Origin of the sequence: Candidatus Defluviibacterium haderslevense, from assembly GCA_016712225.1 — a bacterium.
Taxonomy (GTDB): domain Bacteria; phylum Bacteroidota; class Bacteroidia; order Chitinophagales; family Saprospiraceae; genus Vicinibacter; species Vicinibacter haderslevensis.
Genome location: JADJRL010000003.1, coordinates 4,558,640 through 4,576,960, shown reverse-complemented (window position 1 = coordinate 4,576,960; position 18,321 = coordinate 4,558,640). Strand labels below are relative to the sequence as shown.

General features: G+C 30.2%; 16 protein-coding genes. 13 read left to right on the top strand and 3 right to left on the bottom strand.

The genetic code is table 11. The features are described 5' to 3' along the window. The first annotated feature begins 66 nt into the window (after nucleotides 1-66). Nucleotides 67-1,686, top strand: a complete 1,620-nt coding sequence (locus IPK88_17875) for a hypothetical protein (GenBank protein MBK8245299.1) — start codon at nucleotides 67-69, stop codon at nucleotides 1,684-1,686. Here the strand turns inward: IPK88_17875 and IPK88_17870 are convergent. After that, the gene (locus IPK88_17870; protein ID MBK8245298.1) at nucleotides 1,683-2,414 is read right to left on the bottom strand and encodes a M15 family metallopeptidase; all 732 of its coding nucleotides are present in this window, start codon (nucleotides 2,412-2,414) and stop codon (nucleotides 1,683-1,685) included. The two genes, IPK88_17875 and IPK88_17870, sit on opposite strands and share 4 nt — an antisense overlap. A gap of 29 nt (nucleotides 2,415-2,443) precedes the next feature. On the opposite strand from IPK88_17870, the gene IPK88_17865 reads away from it, so the two are divergent. From IPK88_17865 to IPK88_17855, 3 genes are read left to right on the top strand one after another with little or no spacing between them, the layout of a single operon-like run. Further along, nucleotides 2,444-3,316 carry a branched-chain amino acid ABC transporter permease gene (locus IPK88_17865; protein ID MBK8245297.1) on the top strand — a complete coding sequence of 291 codons (873 nt, stop codon included), beginning with the start codon at nucleotides 2,444-2,446 and terminating at the stop codon, nucleotides 3,314-3,316. A gap of 1 nt (nucleotide 3,317) precedes the next feature. Further along, nucleotides 3,318-4,205, top strand: a complete 888-nt coding sequence (locus IPK88_17860) for a branched-chain amino acid ABC transporter permease (protein ID MBK8245296.1) — start codon at nucleotides 3,318-3,320, stop codon at nucleotides 4,203-4,205. 31 nt (nucleotides 4,206-4,236) lie between these two features. Continuing rightward, nucleotides 4,237-5,616, top strand: a complete 1,380-nt coding sequence (locus tag IPK88_17855; protein ID MBK8245295.1) for a serine/threonine protein kinase — start codon at nucleotides 4,237-4,239, stop codon at nucleotides 5,614-5,616. Nucleotides 5,617-5,977: 361 nt separating this feature from the next. On the opposite strand, the gene IPK88_17850 is transcribed toward IPK88_17855, so the two are convergent. Further along, entirely contained in the window at nucleotides 5,978-6,538 is a 561-nt protein-coding gene (locus tag IPK88_17850; protein MBK8245294.1) for a hypothetical protein, read from the bottom strand. A gap of 386 nt (nucleotides 6,539-6,924) precedes the next feature. Here IPK88_17850 and IPK88_17845 point away from each other — a divergent pair, with 386 nt between their 5' ends. From IPK88_17845 to IPK88_17825, 5 genes are all read left to right on the top strand, one after another. After that, nucleotides 6,925-7,671, top strand: a complete 747-nt coding sequence (locus tag IPK88_17845) for a hypothetical protein (GenBank protein MBK8245293.1) — start codon at nucleotides 6,925-6,927, stop codon at nucleotides 7,669-7,671. Between the two features lie 540 nt (nucleotides 7,672-8,211). Next, nucleotides 8,212-9,012, top strand: coding sequence for a hypothetical protein (locus tag IPK88_17840; protein MBK8245292.1), 801 nt, complete (start codon nucleotides 8,212-8,214; stop codon nucleotides 9,010-9,012). Nucleotides 9,013-9,439: 427 nt separating this feature from the next. Beyond that, entirely contained in the window at nucleotides 9,440-9,889 is a 450-nt protein-coding gene (locus IPK88_17835) for a hypothetical protein (GenBank protein ID MBK8245291.1), read from the top strand. Nucleotides 9,890-10,476: 587 nt separating this feature from the next. After that, complete coding sequence (locus IPK88_17830; protein MBK8245290.1) at nucleotides 10,477-11,709, top strand: site-specific integrase; 1,233 nt, start codon at nucleotides 10,477-10,479, stop codon at nucleotides 11,707-11,709. Between the two features lie 8 nt (nucleotides 11,710-11,717). Next, on the top strand, nucleotides 11,718-12,650 hold the full coding sequence (locus tag IPK88_17825) for a hypothetical protein (protein ID MBK8245289.1): 933 nt from the start codon (nucleotides 11,718-11,720) through the stop codon (nucleotides 12,648-12,650). Between the two features lie 50 nt (nucleotides 12,651-12,700). On the opposite strand, the gene IPK88_17820 is transcribed toward IPK88_17825, so the two are convergent. Continuing rightward, complete coding sequence (locus IPK88_17820; protein MBK8245288.1) at nucleotides 12,701-13,057, bottom strand: hypothetical protein; 357 nt, start codon at nucleotides 13,055-13,057, stop codon at nucleotides 12,701-12,703. A gap of 340 nt (nucleotides 13,058-13,397) precedes the next feature. Between IPK88_17820 and IPK88_17815 the strand changes: the two genes are divergently transcribed. From IPK88_17815 to IPK88_17800, 4 genes are read left to right on the top strand one after another with little or no spacing between them, the layout of a single operon-like run. Beyond that, nucleotides 13,398-13,616, top strand: a complete 219-nt coding sequence (locus tag IPK88_17815) for a helix-turn-helix domain-containing protein (protein MBK8245287.1) — start codon at nucleotides 13,398-13,400, stop codon at nucleotides 13,614-13,616. A 2-nt stretch (nucleotides 13,617-13,618) separates the two neighbouring features. Next, nucleotides 13,619-15,199 (top strand): hypothetical protein, encoded by a 1,581-nt coding sequence (locus tag IPK88_17810; GenBank protein ID MBK8245286.1) that lies wholly within the window; start codon nucleotides 13,619-13,621, stop codon nucleotides 15,197-15,199. Nucleotides 15,200-15,210: 11 nt separating this feature from the next. Then, a complete protein-coding gene (locus IPK88_17805) occupies nucleotides 15,211-15,819 on the top strand; it encodes a hypothetical protein (protein ID MBK8245285.1) in 609 nt (202 codons plus the stop codon). Between the two features lie 39 nt (nucleotides 15,820-15,858). Further along, nucleotides 15,859-18,261, top strand: a complete 2,403-nt coding sequence (locus tag IPK88_17800) for a T9SS type A sorting domain-containing protein (protein MBK8245284.1) — start codon at nucleotides 15,859-15,861, stop codon at nucleotides 18,259-18,261. The last annotated feature ends 60 nt before the right edge of the window (nucleotides 18,262-18,321 follow it).

The window sequence follows — 18,321 nt, the reverse complement described above, 5'->3', positions numbered from 1 at the left end:
TGATATCAAAAAAATCAAAAAAATCTGAAGAGATTAAAACAAAAGTAAAAGAACGATTTAAAAAAATTGAAACGAAAAAAGCATCTTCAACAAGGAAACCCAAAAGTGGCAAAGGAATCTAAGTGCTCTTTTACAAGCACTTTGCTTATTCAACCGCCAGGATGGACTTACCTTCCAGGCGGAATCTATTTTTCTTTGCCGTTACTGAAAGGTTTTCTTGAAAACAGTGGTTTGAATGTTTCTGTTTTAGATCTCAATATTGAATTTAGCCACCGCAATAGATTTTCAATTACGGCAGCAGAAGTAAACAAGGTTGGAGCATCTTTCAATCTTGAAACTTATAGTGAACTTTATTACAGGTCTGAAGATAGAATAACTGAAATTGTTTCTCCCTACAATGCAATTTGGGATATTCAGTCCGGGTTTAATTTTACTGGATGCAATCTAAAATCATCAGAGTCCATTAGAGAGTTTTCTTTTCTGAAATCTCCATTTGACGAAATGTATTTAGATACGTTATTGAAAAAAATTCAAGCGGAAGATATTCCTATTATTGGTTTTTCAATTATAGTCCCTTCGCAATTACTGACTTCGCTAATTGCTATTCGGGTTTTAAGAAACGCTGGCTACTTAGGTAAAATAATTGTCGGCGGAAATATGATAACTCGATTAGGTGATGATTTTATTAAGAAATGGATTTTTGAATTGATAGATGCAGCCGTTTTATTTCAAGGAGAGAAATGTATTGCTGAATATGTGGCTGCACATGAAAGCAATAGTTCGCTATCTTCTATTCCTAATTTGATTTGGAAAGACAAAAATGGAATTCAAAAAAACAGAATTGAATATCTCAAACCAACTGAATTTGGCAGACCTTCTTACAATGGAATTGAGAATGAAAAATATTGGGGAAATCAATACTTACCAATATTAGGTTCAAGAGGGTGCTACTATGGAAAATGCACATTTTGTGCAATCCCTTATGCTTACGGGAACAATGGCTTTTTGGGAAATGACAAACCGATTAATGTTTTTACCGATATCCAAAATGGTATTGCAACAACAGGAATTAGAAACTTTAAATTTGTTGACGAAGCACTTCATCCTACTATATTGAGAAAATTATCAGATGACATAATAAAACAAAGAGTTGAATGTAGTTTTGAAGGTTATGCAAGGTTGGATAACTTTTGGATGGATAGTAAATTTTTAAAATTGGTTTCTGCCGCAGGGCTGAAAAAAGTTTATATCGGATTGGAGTTAATCAATTCCACAAAAAGAGATTTACTGAATAAATCTGATTCAGATAAAGCAATTGAACTATTGAAAGCTTTTGCGGACAAGGGAATAAAAACTCATTTATTTACTTTGTTTGGCTACCCCGGCACTGGTGTGGAAGAAGCTATGAATACAATTGAATTTTGTTTGAATAATTCTAGTTTGATTGATTCAATTGATGTGTTTCCATTCTATTTTGCAAAGCATACGCAAGTTGGTTTGATAGACAAGAAATTATTTCCAAACGAAGATTGGGCAATTGAGTATGATTATTTACCAGCTGCTGAAAATGTATTAACTCAAATGGAAGTAGAAACTTTGTGCAACGAGTTAGAAGAAGTTGTTTGGGCGGAGCAACCACAATGGCTGCATCCTATTTACCGAATGTTTTCACCTTGGAAAAATTAAGGTTGTGTTAAACCATAAATTGCATTTTTATTTTTGATTTTACCCCAAAGTTGATTGCCGTAATCAAAGTGCCACCATTCGTTTGAATAGTTTGTAAACCCAGCTTCAATCATTAAGTGAAATAGAATTCTCCGATTGTGTAATGCTTCAAATTCAGCATTTGAAAGTTCAGAGCCATTCTCAATCATTTCTTCAAAAAATCTAGTTCCCGATTCAGTAATACTTGCATCAAATTCGCTACCCATGTTAAATTCAACTCCAACTTCATTTGCAAGAGTAACATCAACTGCACCACCTGTAAAATGTGGTGAAGGCATTTCTGGAATCAAACTTCCAATTGATGCGTATTTTGCAGCTTCATCATGTAATTGGCTTTTTGAAAAATTAGGATGAATTTGTTTTACATTTTCAAACACTCTCTTGTAAATTTCTAATTGAACTTTATAGGGTCTCCAACCATCATTCACAACCAAAACAAAACCGTCAGGCAGATTACTTGATGCATTTAAAAGCATTTTTGCAACTGAACTTCTCAAATAGCAAACAGATTCCGACCCTTCAAAGTTGTTTTGGTAATATGTGTTGGCAATTTTTAATCTCTTACTTTCAGTTAGTTGAACCAAAGACTCGTTGCATTCTTCAATTGGAACATTGTTATATCCATCGATTGGAAAGAGAGTTGGTATTTTTCTTTTTAAAGCCAAAGTCATTTCGTAAATTTGACGCAAAATTAGGAATTTTTTAGAACTTTAATTCATTGCAGATTATCATAAACATATTATTGAGTTGGCAGCTTTACTTACTGGTAGGGCTTTCGTTTAGTTTAATTTACTACACGATTAAGTTCTTCCATATTGCCAATGCAGCCATTATCACATTGGGTGCTTACATGGTCTTATTTTTCACAAATAAATTTTCAATTCCATTTCCGGTTTCAATTGCTTTATCTATTTCAGTGGCAATTTTAGTTGGTATGGGTTGTGAGATTTTTATTTATCGCCAAATGCGTAAAAGAAATGTTCCGTCATTGGCTTACCTCATTGCATCTATTGGTTTGTATGTAGTACTGCAAAATTTCATTTCACTTTTTTTCGGAGACGATACTAATATCATCAACACGGCAGAAGTAACGGTAGGCAATCAAATTTTCGGTGCATACATCACCACCATTCAAATGATAACCGTTGTTATTTCCATTACTTTGTTCATTGGAGTCAACTTGTTTCTGCAATATGCAGCAACAGGGAAATCAATTCGTGCCGTTGCAAGCAATCCCGAACTCTGTAACATTTATGGCATCTCATCCAACAAAATTGTTTTGATTGCCTTCGGCATTGGTTCAGCATTGGCAGCTACCGCGGGGATACTTTCAGCAATGGACACAAACATGATACCAACTTTCGGTTTCAATCTTTTGCTTTATGGAGTAGTAGCAATGATTATAGGAGGTGTTGGCAGTACAAGAGGACTTATTGCCGGCGCACTGCTGGTAGCCATAGTACAGCATCTTGCAGCGTATTACTTAGATACAAAATGGATGGATGCAGTTACTTACATTATTCTCATTTTATTTTTAATCTGGAAACCGCTTGGCTTTAGTGGCAAGTGGCTAAAAAAAGTGGAGGTGTAATATGGAATATATTTTGCACCTTTTTATTTTCATTTGCTTTTATACTTTGCTTTCGCAAAGTTTAAATCTATCAGCCGGTTTCACTGGTTTGATTTCATTGGCACATGCAGGTTTTTACGGAATAGGTGCATATACAACAGCAATTCTTACAACACAGTTTGGTTTTTCTTTTTGGTTAAGTATTCCTTTGGCAATGCTCATTAGCGGAGCAATTGCATTTATAGTTTCACTTATCGCTTTGCGGACAGTGGAAGATTATTTTATCATTTGCACATTGGGCATTCAGGTAATTCTTTTTTCCATCATGAATAACTGGATGAACTTGACAAGAGGCCCTTTAGGCATTTCTGGCATTCCTTCTATTTCACTTTTCGGTTTCAACTTAGACAGCAAAATTTCTTTTCTATCGCTTTCACTTATCTTTGTTGCAAGCCTTTGGTTAGTGTTGCGAAATATTTCCAATTCTGGATTCGGCAAAACGCTGACAGCTATCAGCGAAGACGAAATTTACTCACAGAGCATTGGCAAAGATGTTTACCTCGCCAAGACTGTTTCATTTACATTGAGTGCAATGTTTGCAGCCATTCCTGGGACATTATATGCTCACTACATTTCCTACATTGACCCCACAAGTTTCACTGTTTCAGAATCAATTTTTGTTCTCTCGATCGTTATCATTGGCGGACTTGGCAACTTGACAGGAAGCTTTTTAGCATCAGCATTTTTGGTTCTTTTACCCGAAGCACTTCGCTTTGTTGGTATGCCAGACAGCATTGCCGCCAACATGCGTCAAATTATTTACGGACTTATTTTAGTTATAGTGATGATGACGGGACGGAATGGCATAAAGGAATTGCTTAGATCCAATTTTATAAAGAATTCCAAATAAGATTTAAGTCATACAATCAAAATATTGAAATATGAATATAGGAGACAAGATAGATGGGAAATATATAATTCTTGATGAACTTGGAGAAGGAGGAATGGGTAAGGTATTTCGAGTTCAGCTGGGACCAGATCAATTTGCATTAAAAATATGTAAAGAATTGAATGAAGAGAGTATACGTCGATTTAAAAGAGAAGTACGACTAATGGCAAATATCAAACACGACAATGTTATGGAGGTTCTATACTATAATCTAGATACTGATACACCTTATTTTGTAATGCCCCTTTGCAAATTTTCTATAGACCAAAAAATTGATAAGTTGATGGCAAATCCGGAATTTGCTATTAATATTTTACTTCAAGCCTGTAAAGGAATTAATGCTATTCATATTTCGGGAATCATTCACAGAGATATAAAACCCAAAAATATTCTAATAAATATAGATAATAAAGTAAAAATTAGCGATTTAGGATTAGGTAAATTCACTGACCGGGATAGTACAATTTTAACAAATTCTAATGCTTTTATAGGCACTCAAGGATATATTCCGCCAGAATTTTATTTAAAAGGAGGAACAAAAAACGCTGCTATTCGAAGCGACATTTATCAGCTTGGAAAAACGATTTATAATGTGTTTACAAATTCTTATCCTGGATTAATTGAAAGAGGAAGATTACCTGCCGGACTTCAATATATAATTTTAAAATGTATCGATGACGAATTGAATCGCAGATATCAATCAGTTGGAGAACTTGAAAATGCTTTAAATAACTATTTAATGTCCTTAAATCCAGCATCAAATCCAAGGAATGAATACGAAAACTTGTTAAATATAGCTAAAGCCAACTCTAATCAAAATATTTACGATAAGGATAATTTAGAAAGTTTGATCCAAGCCCTTTTCTTTTTTAGTAGTGATCCTGAAATATTTTTTAATCAATTCAATAAAATTCCATTACAGCTTTTAGAAACATTAGCAAGTGATTTTCCACTACTTTGTTCGAAATTAATAGTTTTATATGATTCGTTAACTGAAAGGTATTTTCTTGAAAATAGAATTGACTTTTCTGAAGCAGATATAGTTGCAAAATCCATGAACAGAATTTTTCTGAATAGCAAAGATTTAGAAACTCGAATTAAAGCAATGCGTATTACACTTTTCACATCTGTGTACTGTAATAGGTTTAGTGCAATGGATACATTTGACAACATGCTACAAAGAATCAAAAATGATCAAGATTCTATTGCTATTGTCGAAATGTTAAAAGAGAATAAAAATTCTTACAAAAATATAGCAGATAGGATTCCTTCGTCAAGGCTTAATCCAATTATACAAGCATTACAACAAGATATTAAGCAGGAAAAAAACGAACAAATTGCCAATAATGCATTAGATAATGATTGGTTATAACCTTAATGGTATAATTATAGAATTATTTAAATTCTAAGTTATAAGGTATCCAAACGACTAACTGCTTTGTGTTTTATTTTTCTATATTACAACAACTTAGGCACTTCCCAAGTCATCGGAGTTCGCTTTTAAAGTATTATTTAATACATTCTTAATACTTTTGAGCATAAAACTGCACAAAATATCGCACCTAATCAATTATATTAACTTAATTAATTGATTTTTAGATATAACTTAGTCCCGAGCGAATCACCTGCTTTTGGAGAATTGACAGCAAAACCGAACAATTAAAGGAGAGTAGGGGAATGGGCTTTATTTTGACTGCTTAAAGAGATGAGACAATTTGCTTCAGATCTTAGTATCATTCACAACGATAACTTTCTGAATTTTCAAAATCAGGGTGGGTCATTTTGCTCCGGATTATGCAATTATAAATTAAATTCTGACTATTATACCTATTTGTTTTAATGCCAAAAAGACAGTAATGCCAAAATTCATGATATCGAATTAGTGTTTGAACATCCTTTTCTCTTAATTCAGGTAATCTTTTCAAGTCCATATTATCTTCCAGATCTGCAATTTTGACCTCTAATACCCGCTGGCTCCCGTTATAAATGCTTTGTATATAAACCTCATAGCTTTGATACGTATCATTAGTAAGTAAAACTACATCGTGAACTATATCTTGAGGAAAATATTTTAATAATCTTTCAGCACTCCATGTTGGGCAATCCTCTAATAGATCATGTAACAATGCAACTACTTTAGTGGATTCATCAACACATTTTTCCGCTACCCTAAACAAATGATCAGAGTAAGGAGTTCCTAGAAACTCATATTTTCCTGCAAATGCCCGTTCTACAATTGCTGCTGCAAGCGAATCAGGGCTTAATGATTGATCGAATAGGTCTACTTCAAACAAATGGCTAGATGATTAGTGTAAATATAGGGCAAAATCTGATTGGACTTCATATTCATATTGTTTTGTTCAAGAAGGTATTTGAAATTATATTCATATCATAAAGGGGGAATATTTATAATTTTTATAAATATCTACTTGCAAACTATCATTTTTCATAATATATTTGAACTTGAGTTTACAAATTTACACCTTCAATATGCCAGTTGGCAAACGGAGGCACAAACGGAGCCAATTTAGCTCAGAATAAGAGGAAACTATTAGGAAAGTAATAGAATATTAACATTACATTTATTTGCCACAATTATTGATTATTAAAATTTAAAAATATAATTTTGCATATTTTACTTGACGCGTATAAAAAGTATTGTTCCAAGTACAAAGTTGGAATGAAATTTCTATCTCAGAATGTGCATAAAATAGCAATTGAAACAAAATCATTTGATCTGGTAATGGAAGCCCAGTTTAATAATACTTATAGATTATACTTTAATTCAGAAGGTCTTCTAACGGAAAGTTTTCACAATGGGAGGGACTGCATTTATAAAATAAATTATTTCTATAATCACCAAGCCGTTTTAATATCTGTAACTTGCTCAAAATTACACAATTATGAGCTATGTTCAACTAGTGAATTTACTTATGACAGTAAAGGAAGAATTAAAATTGAAACAGTGAGACATTTTTCATTCAATTCAAATTTAATTTGGACAGAACAACACATCCATACATATAATGAAAATAAAGAAATAATAAATATTTTGGGTCTTTATAATAAAGATGATGAATTTATGATATACAAAACCTATGATATAAATCACAATTTAATAGAATCATTGACCTACCGTAATATAGATGAGATTATATCTTGGAAAAAAAACAAATATAATTTCAACGGTGAACTAATAAGATGCATCATACTTGATGATAAAAAAGAATTGATAGATGTGCTTAATTACTATAGGTTTAAGGATGGATTAAAATCGGTGTATTTACGCAAATCAAAAATATTCAATAAAGTAAGTGAATATCATTATACTATAGATGAAATGGGAAATTGGACAAATAAAATTCATATCTATAATGGGGAACCACGATTTGTTACTAATAGAACAACAGAATATCGTGATATTTGAGTTCTCATTTCAAAATTAATTCAATTATTTCATTAATGAAGTCATTAATAAAATGCGCTCTATAACTGGATTCATGTATACTTAGCAAACTTACTTAGACCACCTTCCTGTGTCTGACCATTTTGGACCATGCATAGTCTATAGGTGGAGTTGTTGGTTTTGTGAACAGGGGCAACATTTCAATATTATATTGAATATTTAAACAATTATATGCTAAATTTGGACCTTCGTTAAATAAACTTATTGAAAGATTATGGAATCGCAGATAGAATCGAAAACCTCTCAGAATCCCAAGGAACAAATTTATTTCAAAAATTTAACGACACTTACGGAATCAGAAAGAGAATTTTTGCTATCAGAGATAAAAAGGCAGAATAAATATATGAAGGATCATCCATACCAATAGATAGATTTAAGCCTTTTGTTGATAGGCCTGTGAGATTTAAGATAAGCGAGAAGAAAAGGGCCAACATTAAAAAAAATGCATAATGTGTTTTAATTCGGTTTACTCATTAGAATTGAAAAAACATATAATCTACAATGGACAAGAAAAAGCCAAACATTTTTGATGCAACAATGAATGCATTGATCTCTAGTATTCCTCTTGAAGAATACAAAATAATTTACGAAAATGAATCCAGTCGAAGATTTTTTGAGTTCTTTGTATTGAGGCATACAGATATCTTAAATTACAGGTCTTTGGTTGTTGGTAAATATCTTCCAGCTACACAGCAAGCAGTTGAGCAACAAAAAGCAGATTTAAAAAGAAGTAAGTTTAAGGATTTACTCCACATATCAGAAGATGAATTCCGAGAACCTATTGATGAGCTTATGCGACTATCATATGTTGGATTATTTCATAAATATGAAAACTTTATAGACAAACTTCTTGAAATGGTTTATGAAATGAACAATGATTCTTATAAGGATAAAGAAGATGTTGCAAATTTTTTTGAGCAAAAATTTGGGTTTAAAATGCGTGATTGGAAAAACAATAAACATTTATGGAGAATATCTTGGATATGCAATTGCGTAAAGCATAGAGATGGATATCCAGTAAAAGAGTTTCCTCCAGAAGAGTATAAAGATGCAATTAAAGATCAAAGAATGAGGCTCACTTCATTACAATTCAAAGAAGATGTAGAATTTATTCTTGGGTATATAAATCTCATTTACCAAAAATTCCCAATGTTTGCCATCTTAAAGGGTCTAACAAAACTAAATGAAAACTCTATGCACGATGAAGAATTTAAGGCTTCTCAAAGGATAAAATTGGAAGAACTAAAACTTAATGCTTCCAACTACTTTGGCTTACTGAAAACAAATAGACACCAAGATTAATAAAAGCTAGGGATATACTCTGGCTCACTAAAAAAAAAGATGCCGTTACTGAACATTAATAAAATAGCTCACCTCGAATAGGTTCTGTCGGTATAAGATGAGTTAACTCAATATGTTTGTGATTGTTGTAGATGATTTTTCAATCCTTTTAGATTTCTCAGAATAACCAACTTAAATATTTTTTGTACTCATCATAATTACCAGTATGATGTTTTGCCTTGTTCCTGAGTTATTTGATTGGGTAAGCTATGACACAGCGGAATTACTAACAGGATATCAACCGAGCGGTGAGCTTATGGCAATATTTGAGAATAATATAGACTTAGATAGCCAATAGCTTTAATTGGAAAATTTATCTACAATATTTCCAATATGATTTCTTAATTTTGAACGATTTAATATATTTTATTAATTAAATTTTAAAAATATGATTGATTTTTTTGTTTCGATTCTTGAATGGATATTAAAAGCTTCTGGCTTTTTTGGTGTCTTCCTTATTGCTCTTAAACTTGGTTTAGCTACATTTTTTACTAAAATAATCGAATTTCGAATCGAACTCGAAAAAGATAAAAAACTTGAAGATTATAAGATAGATCAATTAATTAAACTTAAAGCTGATATGATTGCAGAATTGATATTAGAATTTAATAAAAAAAATGGAGATTCGAATAGGTTAAACAAGTTGGCATTTGACGCAAGTTTATGGTTGCCAAAAAATTTAGTTGAAATGATGACAAAGATGTTAATAAAGGAACCTAATGCACCACATTATAAACAAGTTTTAGCAGAATTTAGAGTACACCTCCTAGGTGAAAATGAAAGAATATCGCCTGAATCAATTGCTCATTTTCCGGATCCTAGTCAAAATAATATGTAATCTAAAGGATTTTGAATTTAAAAATTTGCACCATATTTGTAACCCACTTGCACCTATATTTTATAACTAATTGATTATCAATAGTAATTACTTTCTGTATCGGGTAATTAACTTATTATATAGAATTTTTACTTTAAGTATTACAAGCTAACTATTTTATTTAAAAAAAATAACAAGTAATTTTGGAATCAGAACAATTGAGATTTGAGTAAAAAACATACTAAAGTAGATAAAAGGTTAGGAAAGTAGATAAAAGGTTAGGCGGTATTGTAGAATTATTAATTGATTATAAAAACAAAAAACAAACGTATTGTATGCAAATTGTATGCAAATAAAAAAGGAGCTATGAAAATGAATTCATAACTCCTTGATTTTCAGTCGGGGCGGAGGGATTCGAACTCTCGACCCCCTGCTCCCAAAGCAGTACTACAATATTTGCATTTAATTTTGTATCTTTGTATATGGAAATAAAATGGTAATATACAACATGTTATATAAAATTATAGTTTTGTTATTTTGTATATTATTTTAAATCTCACTTACACCAGCACTTACACCAAGATTATGGACTTTTTAAATTTTATATTATGATGTTAAGTTATAAAATATTGCAATACAAGCATAAAACGCTTAAGGATGGCACACATCCTATTATTTTACAAATTGTATCCAATGAAAAGCCGAAGAGGTATTCTATTGTCAAGTCATGTTTCCAAGATCAATGGAATGTTGAAAAAGGTGGGTATAATTCTAAAATGCCAAATTACAAAGTATTGAATATGCTTATAACAAATGTTCGTAGTAAGGTTGAACTGATCTTAAGCGATATGGCCAAAAGTGATAAGCCATTTACTTTTGAGGCTTTTGATAAGTATTATAAGGGCATTAATAAGCCAATTGGATTATACAGCTTTATTGAAACAATCATAGAGGAGCTTGAAAAAAAAGGTAAAATTGGTAATAAAAATGTCTATGTGGACACTTTAAAAGCTCTAAAAGGATTCAAGCCTAGTCCAAATCTACAACCAGAGGATATTGATTATAACTTCCTTGTTAAATTTGAAAGCTTTTTAGTTGAACGTGGTGGAAGCAACGGTGGTATCTCAGTAAGAATGAGAACTTTAAGAGCGATTCTTAATGAAGCAATTAATAGATCATATTTAAATAAGGACTTTTATCCGTTTTCAACACCACAATCAAAGAATGGAAAGTATAATATAAGTAAATTGAAATCTAATTTTAATCCTAGAGGTCTTTCAAATGATGAAATAGTAGCAATAAAGAACTTTGATTCTGACCTAAATAGTCACCTTAAATTGGCGCATTATTACTTTTTATTTAGTTACTTTGGTGGAGGAATGAATTTTACAGACATGGCACATCTCAAATGGAGTCACATTATGCATAATAGAATTAATTTTAGTCGCAAAAAGACTGGGCATAATTTTAGTGTACTTATAAGTGAGCCAATTCAATTCATTTTGGATCATTTTAATATACATAAAGAGGATAAAGGGAGCTATATTTTTCCAATACTTAATAACTTAATTCATATTTCACCGCAACAAAAGAATGATAGAATTAAGAAATGTTTAAAGCAATATAATAATGATTTGAAAATGATTCAAGTAAAATTGGGAATCCAAAGTAATTTGACATCATATGTCGCAAGACATTCATTTGCTCAAGTTTTAAAAAGTAATGGAATATCTAATGAAATTATTTCTCAAAAACTTGGTCATAAAGACCTCAAAACAACTGATTATTATTTAAGTAAGTTATCTGTAGATGAAACAGATTTTGCTGATAAAGTTTTATAATTTATAATATGGATTTCAATACTATAAAAAGAAGAATACAAGAATTGGGTTTTTATGGAAAGTTCATTAACAGAGATCGCTCTTATTATTTTGAAGAAATCGAAGGAGCTGAACCAGAAAAATATACAGAATTTGTAAAACCAGTATATAAAAATGTTTCAGAAATTATTTTAGCAATAGAATCGTTTGAAATTGAAGTTTTAGAACATATAGAAAAAATAATTAAAGGAAAGGAAAAAAGAAAATCTGAATTTTTAAAGGCACATTTTAAATCTGTTTATAAATCATTAGATGAATTAGCAAAGCCTATCTATTTTGAAAAAAATGAGTTCCATTATTTATTTAAATTATATAATCTTACAATTCCAGTTACTGCTTTATCCATAATTGCTGATGGAATTCCAAAAGAATTGTATTCTCCCATTGATGAGTTCATAAACCATAACATAGCTTATGATGAGCAAGGTATTGCTTATGAATGGTATACTGATAATGATATTGTAAATAGATTTAGAGCTGCAGTTTATATAGTTGTGGTTAAAAGATTTGTTGATAGTGTTTTGTTATTATTTGATGAAGGTCCAAAATCATTTCAGATTATTAATTTTAATAAAAATAGAAAATATTTGAAAGAATTATTTCCATTATCTGGAATTGGAAAAGAATTAGAAGATGATTTTTTAAATTTATTTAATGGGTCTCAACCAATAATTCCATTAATTTGGAGTGGATATCCAGGTGATCTTAAAGATATCATTATAGAGTTAAAAAAAGCGAATTTGTTTATAGGACTTAAAAGTAAATCTCATTGGGATTTAACTTTATTGTGTTTTAAAAAAGATCTAAATGAAAATTTTGTAAAAAGTACTTTTAGAAGCGGAAAATCAACAAAGAATTGCAGTGATATAACTAAAATTGTGCATTGCATGAAAAACCAATAAACCAATAAACATTAGATACTAAAATCTGTAGAATGACAGATACAATTATTCTATTTTGTGAATTCTATAATTTCAGCAGAGATTGTTACAGTTACTCTTTTTTTGTTTTGTATAATGTCAACACAAACATTGACAAGGGTTCTGCTTCCAGTTAATTCAATGCCTGCTGATTTTGCACTTGCTAATAAATTTGATTTAGCAATATTAATTAGCCCTTCGTTGCCTTTAATACTAATTTGCATCTTCTTTTCTGATGCCATACCTTTAAAACTTCCCAATACTTTAAAGTTGGAATTTGAAAGTACAACTTGAGTTTGGTTTATTTGTCCATAGCTTCCAAAGTATAAAGTTGGTTTACAAGATACCAATGTAATTGAAATTGCTATTGTTGCAAAGAATAATTTCATATTGAAATATTTATTTATTATTAAATATTGATTTTAAAAATTCAGGTATTTTATATTATAAATTTATTTAAAGTAACGATTTTGAATACTAATTTTTATTACAGAATTAAACTTTGAAAGTATTCTAATCATGTAAAAGTACAAAAATATTATTATTTTTCAATTAAATTTATTTGTGTTTTCAAGATTAAGCATAAATTGATAATATTCCAATCGCAGAGTATCTCAGAGTAATAACTACCTATTAATCAGTTAAGTAGGTTGACTTTTTCTTGTTGTTTTAGAAATTTTTTCGTATCTTTGTACTTCTAATTAATTATTACACAATTAAATTTATTGAATGAAAACCTTGCTAAATAATAGTAAGGCTTACCTCACACCAGATGAGGCAGCCGAATATTTGTCCATTAAAAAAAGTACCTTATATCAGATGACCTCTAAAGCATTAATTAAACACATTAAGTTGTCAAGAAAGATGCTTAGGTTTAAACTAACTGATTTAGATGAATTTATGGACGGTTTTAAAGTTAAAACTATTGACGAATATAAACTTATTTAATTATGGTACAAGTACTTGAAAGAAGTCAAAAAAAAGCACCAAGAAAGGCGGTATTTACTATTAGTGAAGTTTTTACACTTTTACCCATACTCCTTATTTCTAAACTAAAAGAACTGTTTGATGGAAAAAATTTAAATCTAGCCATAAAAGTTTGTTCTACAATTTATCATAAATATATTTTAAATAAAATGGATTTTGAGGAATATAATGTCTTAAGCAAAAGCTATAAGCTGCTAATGGTGAATAATAATAATGGAAATTATAAAATTATTTATAATCCATTGAAGAAAAATGATATACTTCAAAAATTTGTGTATAAAGATGGTACTACTTTTAGTAAATTAAATCATTTAGCTTGTAAATACAGAATTAATCCGAGCTATTTAACTGGTGAATTAGCGAAAATTTCATATACCACGAAAAAAAACAATAAATCGAAGTCCAAAAAAACAGACTACGAAATCCCAAATGGATTTAAAATAAATTTAGAAAAACTAAAGGCTACTTATACCACTGAAAATGAAATTGATAGTATTTTAACAGAGCATTGGAATTATATATTGAACAAAGTAGAATCAAAGACTTATACAACTCCAAAAATTAAAAAATTAAAGTATAAAGCTAATTCGAAATCTGATCCTTTAGAAATCATTGATAAATCAGAATTTATTGAAAGCAGGGCTTTTGACTTAAGAAATAGGTATAAGGTTATTCTAAATATGGCCCTTTCCAACACCATAGAACCAAAGAGGAATTCTACCAATTTTAGATTGGATTATCTGTTAACAAACTTTCCAAAGATCTTTGTAAACTTACTTGAACTGGACTCAGAGCCCATAACGGAAATTGATCTTGCTAATAGCCAGTTATGTATCTTTTTCAATTACTTAGATCAAGTAAAGTTAAGAAAGGGATTTCTATTGGATTTAGTTGAACCTTTGATTAATAATTATCTATTTAAATTAGATAATAATAGTAATATAAGTAATAATAGTAGTAAAAGCGGTAATACATATTACTGTTCCGATTTTTGGAGCATATTTGATCAAAAAGATGTAAGGTTATTTAAAGAACTCGTTTATGATGGAGTAATTTATGACAAATTAGTATTACTATCCATTGAAAGCGGAAAAGAAAAATCAAGGATTGAGATTAAAACATTAGTTTTTGAATTAATCTTTGGAAAATATAAATCTTATAAGGTAAATGAGTCAAATATATTAAATCAGAACTTCCCAAACGTCATAAAGCTCATTAAATCACTTAAGATGATATTTGAGCGCTTAATGGATCTCAAGGAGCTCGAGCCGATAAAATCGCTTAGATCGTCTGAAAATGAGGATATAAACGATTTGAATTATAAATCGGGTAATAATTACTTCCCAATTCTATTGCAAAGACTCGAATCCAGAATTTTTATAGATCATCTATTGCCTAAATTGTATAATAAAGGAATTTGCTGTCTTCCTAAACATGATTCCATTCTAGTTTGCCAAAGTCAACGATCAAAAACTCTAAATTTAATGAATAATGAATTATTCAACATATTCGATAATAACTTCAAATTAAACTGTAAACAATAAAAATCCAAATAATGAACAAATATCAAGAATTTTATTTAAATGATCCATGCAGGATTGCAGAAACTATTGCTCAAGAAAAACATTTTCGGGAAATTTATGAAGCGTCTTTAGATTGCATATTAGAAAAATCAGGTAAAGGGGTTGAGGGTTTAAATATAAACTTTGATAAGAATGGGACTTTTGACTATTTCAGTAATTGTATATGTACGAATTCATATTTTGATGTAACAGGGTCAAAAATTATATATTTTAATGACAATATTGAATTGTGGATTGCAGAATGGAAAGTCAGGTCAGCCAAACATCTTGTAAAACAAGAGTTTAATGTATATATTATTTTTTTTATAAAAAAATGTCACCAAGTTGATCGAATTACTAAAGTTGATCTGGTTCTTAAAGCAGTTAAAATTGACAACGACTTCATCAAGGATATTGATTGTGGAAAGATTAAATTGGATAATAAATCAATTTCAAGTAAGGCTAATTCATCAGAAATAGAGGAAAAAATGTATATAGTACCAAAAAATCATTGTAAAATACTTTCATGGGAAGAATTTGTTGATGAACAAATTGAAATAAGAGATTATTGCTCATTGCCCTATAATAATTGTTGCAATTGATAAAATAGAGACTATATTTGTTTGAATAAACATCCAAATATGAAATATTTTGTTATTTTCCTTGGTCTTTTACTTTCAATTGAATTGAAAAGTCAAATCAAATTTCATGAAACCTACCGATTTAATCCCTCTTGTAATGCTTGTGATGGGGTAGTTATTATTGGAATTTCTGGTTTATACACACCGTATTATGCCTATTTAACTGAAATCGGTTCAAAGGCTGTTAGATATGGACCCTTTTATGGTTCAGGTCTTACCATTGATTCTTTATGTGCAAAGTCTTATTTACTTGAAATTTCTGATGCTTGTGGCTGTTACGGTAAATATTACTTTAATTTAAATTCAGGCGTATTAAATGCCAATGTAATTCCAACGGATGCGACATGTACTTCAAATGGTGCAATTACAATTAACTTTAATATTTCCAATGACTATACAGTTTATTACAGGAAATCTGATCAACCAAATGAAATACGAAAAGATTACAATAAAGTCGCAAGTGCATTTATTTCTGATTTAAGTCCAGGGCTATACTATATTAGAATAGTTGATATTAATGGTTGCGAGAAATATACCTCAATTAATATAGCAAGTAAATCATTTACAGTCAACAATGCTATCCTTAATGCTTCTTGTAATACTAGTAATGGAAATTTGCATTTTAGTATTGTGGGAGGTTCAGCTCCATACAGATATGAGTGGTATGGCCCAAAAAATAATAATGATCCTTTTGTTTCTACAATGGAGTATGATATCCCTCAACTTCCAGCTGGAGTTTATACAGTTATAATTAGAGATAGTAAAAATTGCACTTTCTCAGCAACATATACTATTAATACAATAAATTCAATAAATCCAGTTTTTACATCTGGGTTTGCAGATTGTGATGGCATTAATGGCTATATTGATATTTTATCTTCAGGTGCTTTTTTACCTTATCTGGTGGAATATTCAGGTCAAGGGCACAGTGGAAAACTAAATGTAACATCAACTTCAAGTAAAATCCGTAGTCTTAGAGCAGGCACTTATAAAATAATAATAACTGATTCTAGAGGTTGCAAAGTTGAAAACAATGTTGAAGTTAAAAACGGTGCGCCTTGGATTCAACTTGAATCAATCGCTAGAGATAATTGCTCTGGCGATGGTGCATTTACTGCAACAATATTTCGGTTTACCAAATTTAGTTTATACGGCCCTGATGGAAAGCTTATTGGTAGTCCCACGACTGGCAATGGTGGTTCAGCTCCGTATTCTATAAATAAACTAATGGGTGGTTTTTACAAAGTAGTTATTGAATATAATGGTTGTATAAAAACATATGAATTTGAAATCCCATCAAATGGACCAACGGCAATAGCTGTAAGCCAAATTCCAATAAATTGTGTCACTGGAGATAAAGGGCTTATTACGCTAAAAATAACAGGTGGTAAAGCTCCATATAAAGTCCAGTATAGACATGAAAGTGAAGTTGGCCATAGTGTTTTAAGAGACTATCCCGGGCCTGATGCTTTTGTAATTACTTCAATGGAAGGATATTATTATATATGTGTAATAGATGCAAATGGATGTACCACATTGATTAAAGTTAAGGCTGAAATCAAAGGCGGTGTTGAAATTATCGAAACAAGTACCAAGCCATCGACATGTTATCAATCTAATGGAAGTTTTAATGTAAAATTATCAAAATCCCAGTATCCTTATCTTATACAGTTAAGAGGTCCAGTATCAAAAGACACTTTTAGATATGATACTGTTTTTACAATTACTGATCTATTGCCTGGCGATTATTTAATTACTTTTATAGATGGCAATAATTGCAAGGTTGAGTTAAGTTTTCATATTTTTGATGAATCAAATGATATTGTAGATCCAACTAAACTTTCACTTTTAAAAGGTTCGGGCGAGTCTATTCTTATTTATAATGATTTGGTAACTAATAATTATTATGTTTGGGGTATTAGTTTTTGCAGGGGTAGTATAAGGATAGATTCTATTTTAGGAGAAGGAATTAGCAATATTTTCTATTATGGCAAAGGCAATTCAGATGACTTATTACCTAATCTTAATAAAAATAATACTTATTTATGGTGTAAGTCTTATAGTGATGAATTAAAACGAGGCTGTAGTAATCTGCGCTATTTAAATGGACCACCAAATTTACCTTGTAATAATTCAACAAATAATATAAATACGCTAGATGATATTAAATTATTCCCAAATCCAACGACGGATGTTATTAATATTGATGTGGGAGAAATTCAGTTTAAAACTATAGAATTTGGACTAGCCAATTCAACTGGTCAGACATTCAAAATCATTCCATATAGAATTAGTAATAAACAATTTCAATTGGAATTAACTAAAATGCCAAAAGGAATGTATTTTATTTCAATTGTTATTGATCAAAGAAATATTGGGACCAAAAAAATTGTTGTAATTTAAAATTCTGGTGTTAAATCCAATAAACTAATGTAATAATAATTTTAAATTGCTTTAAACTAG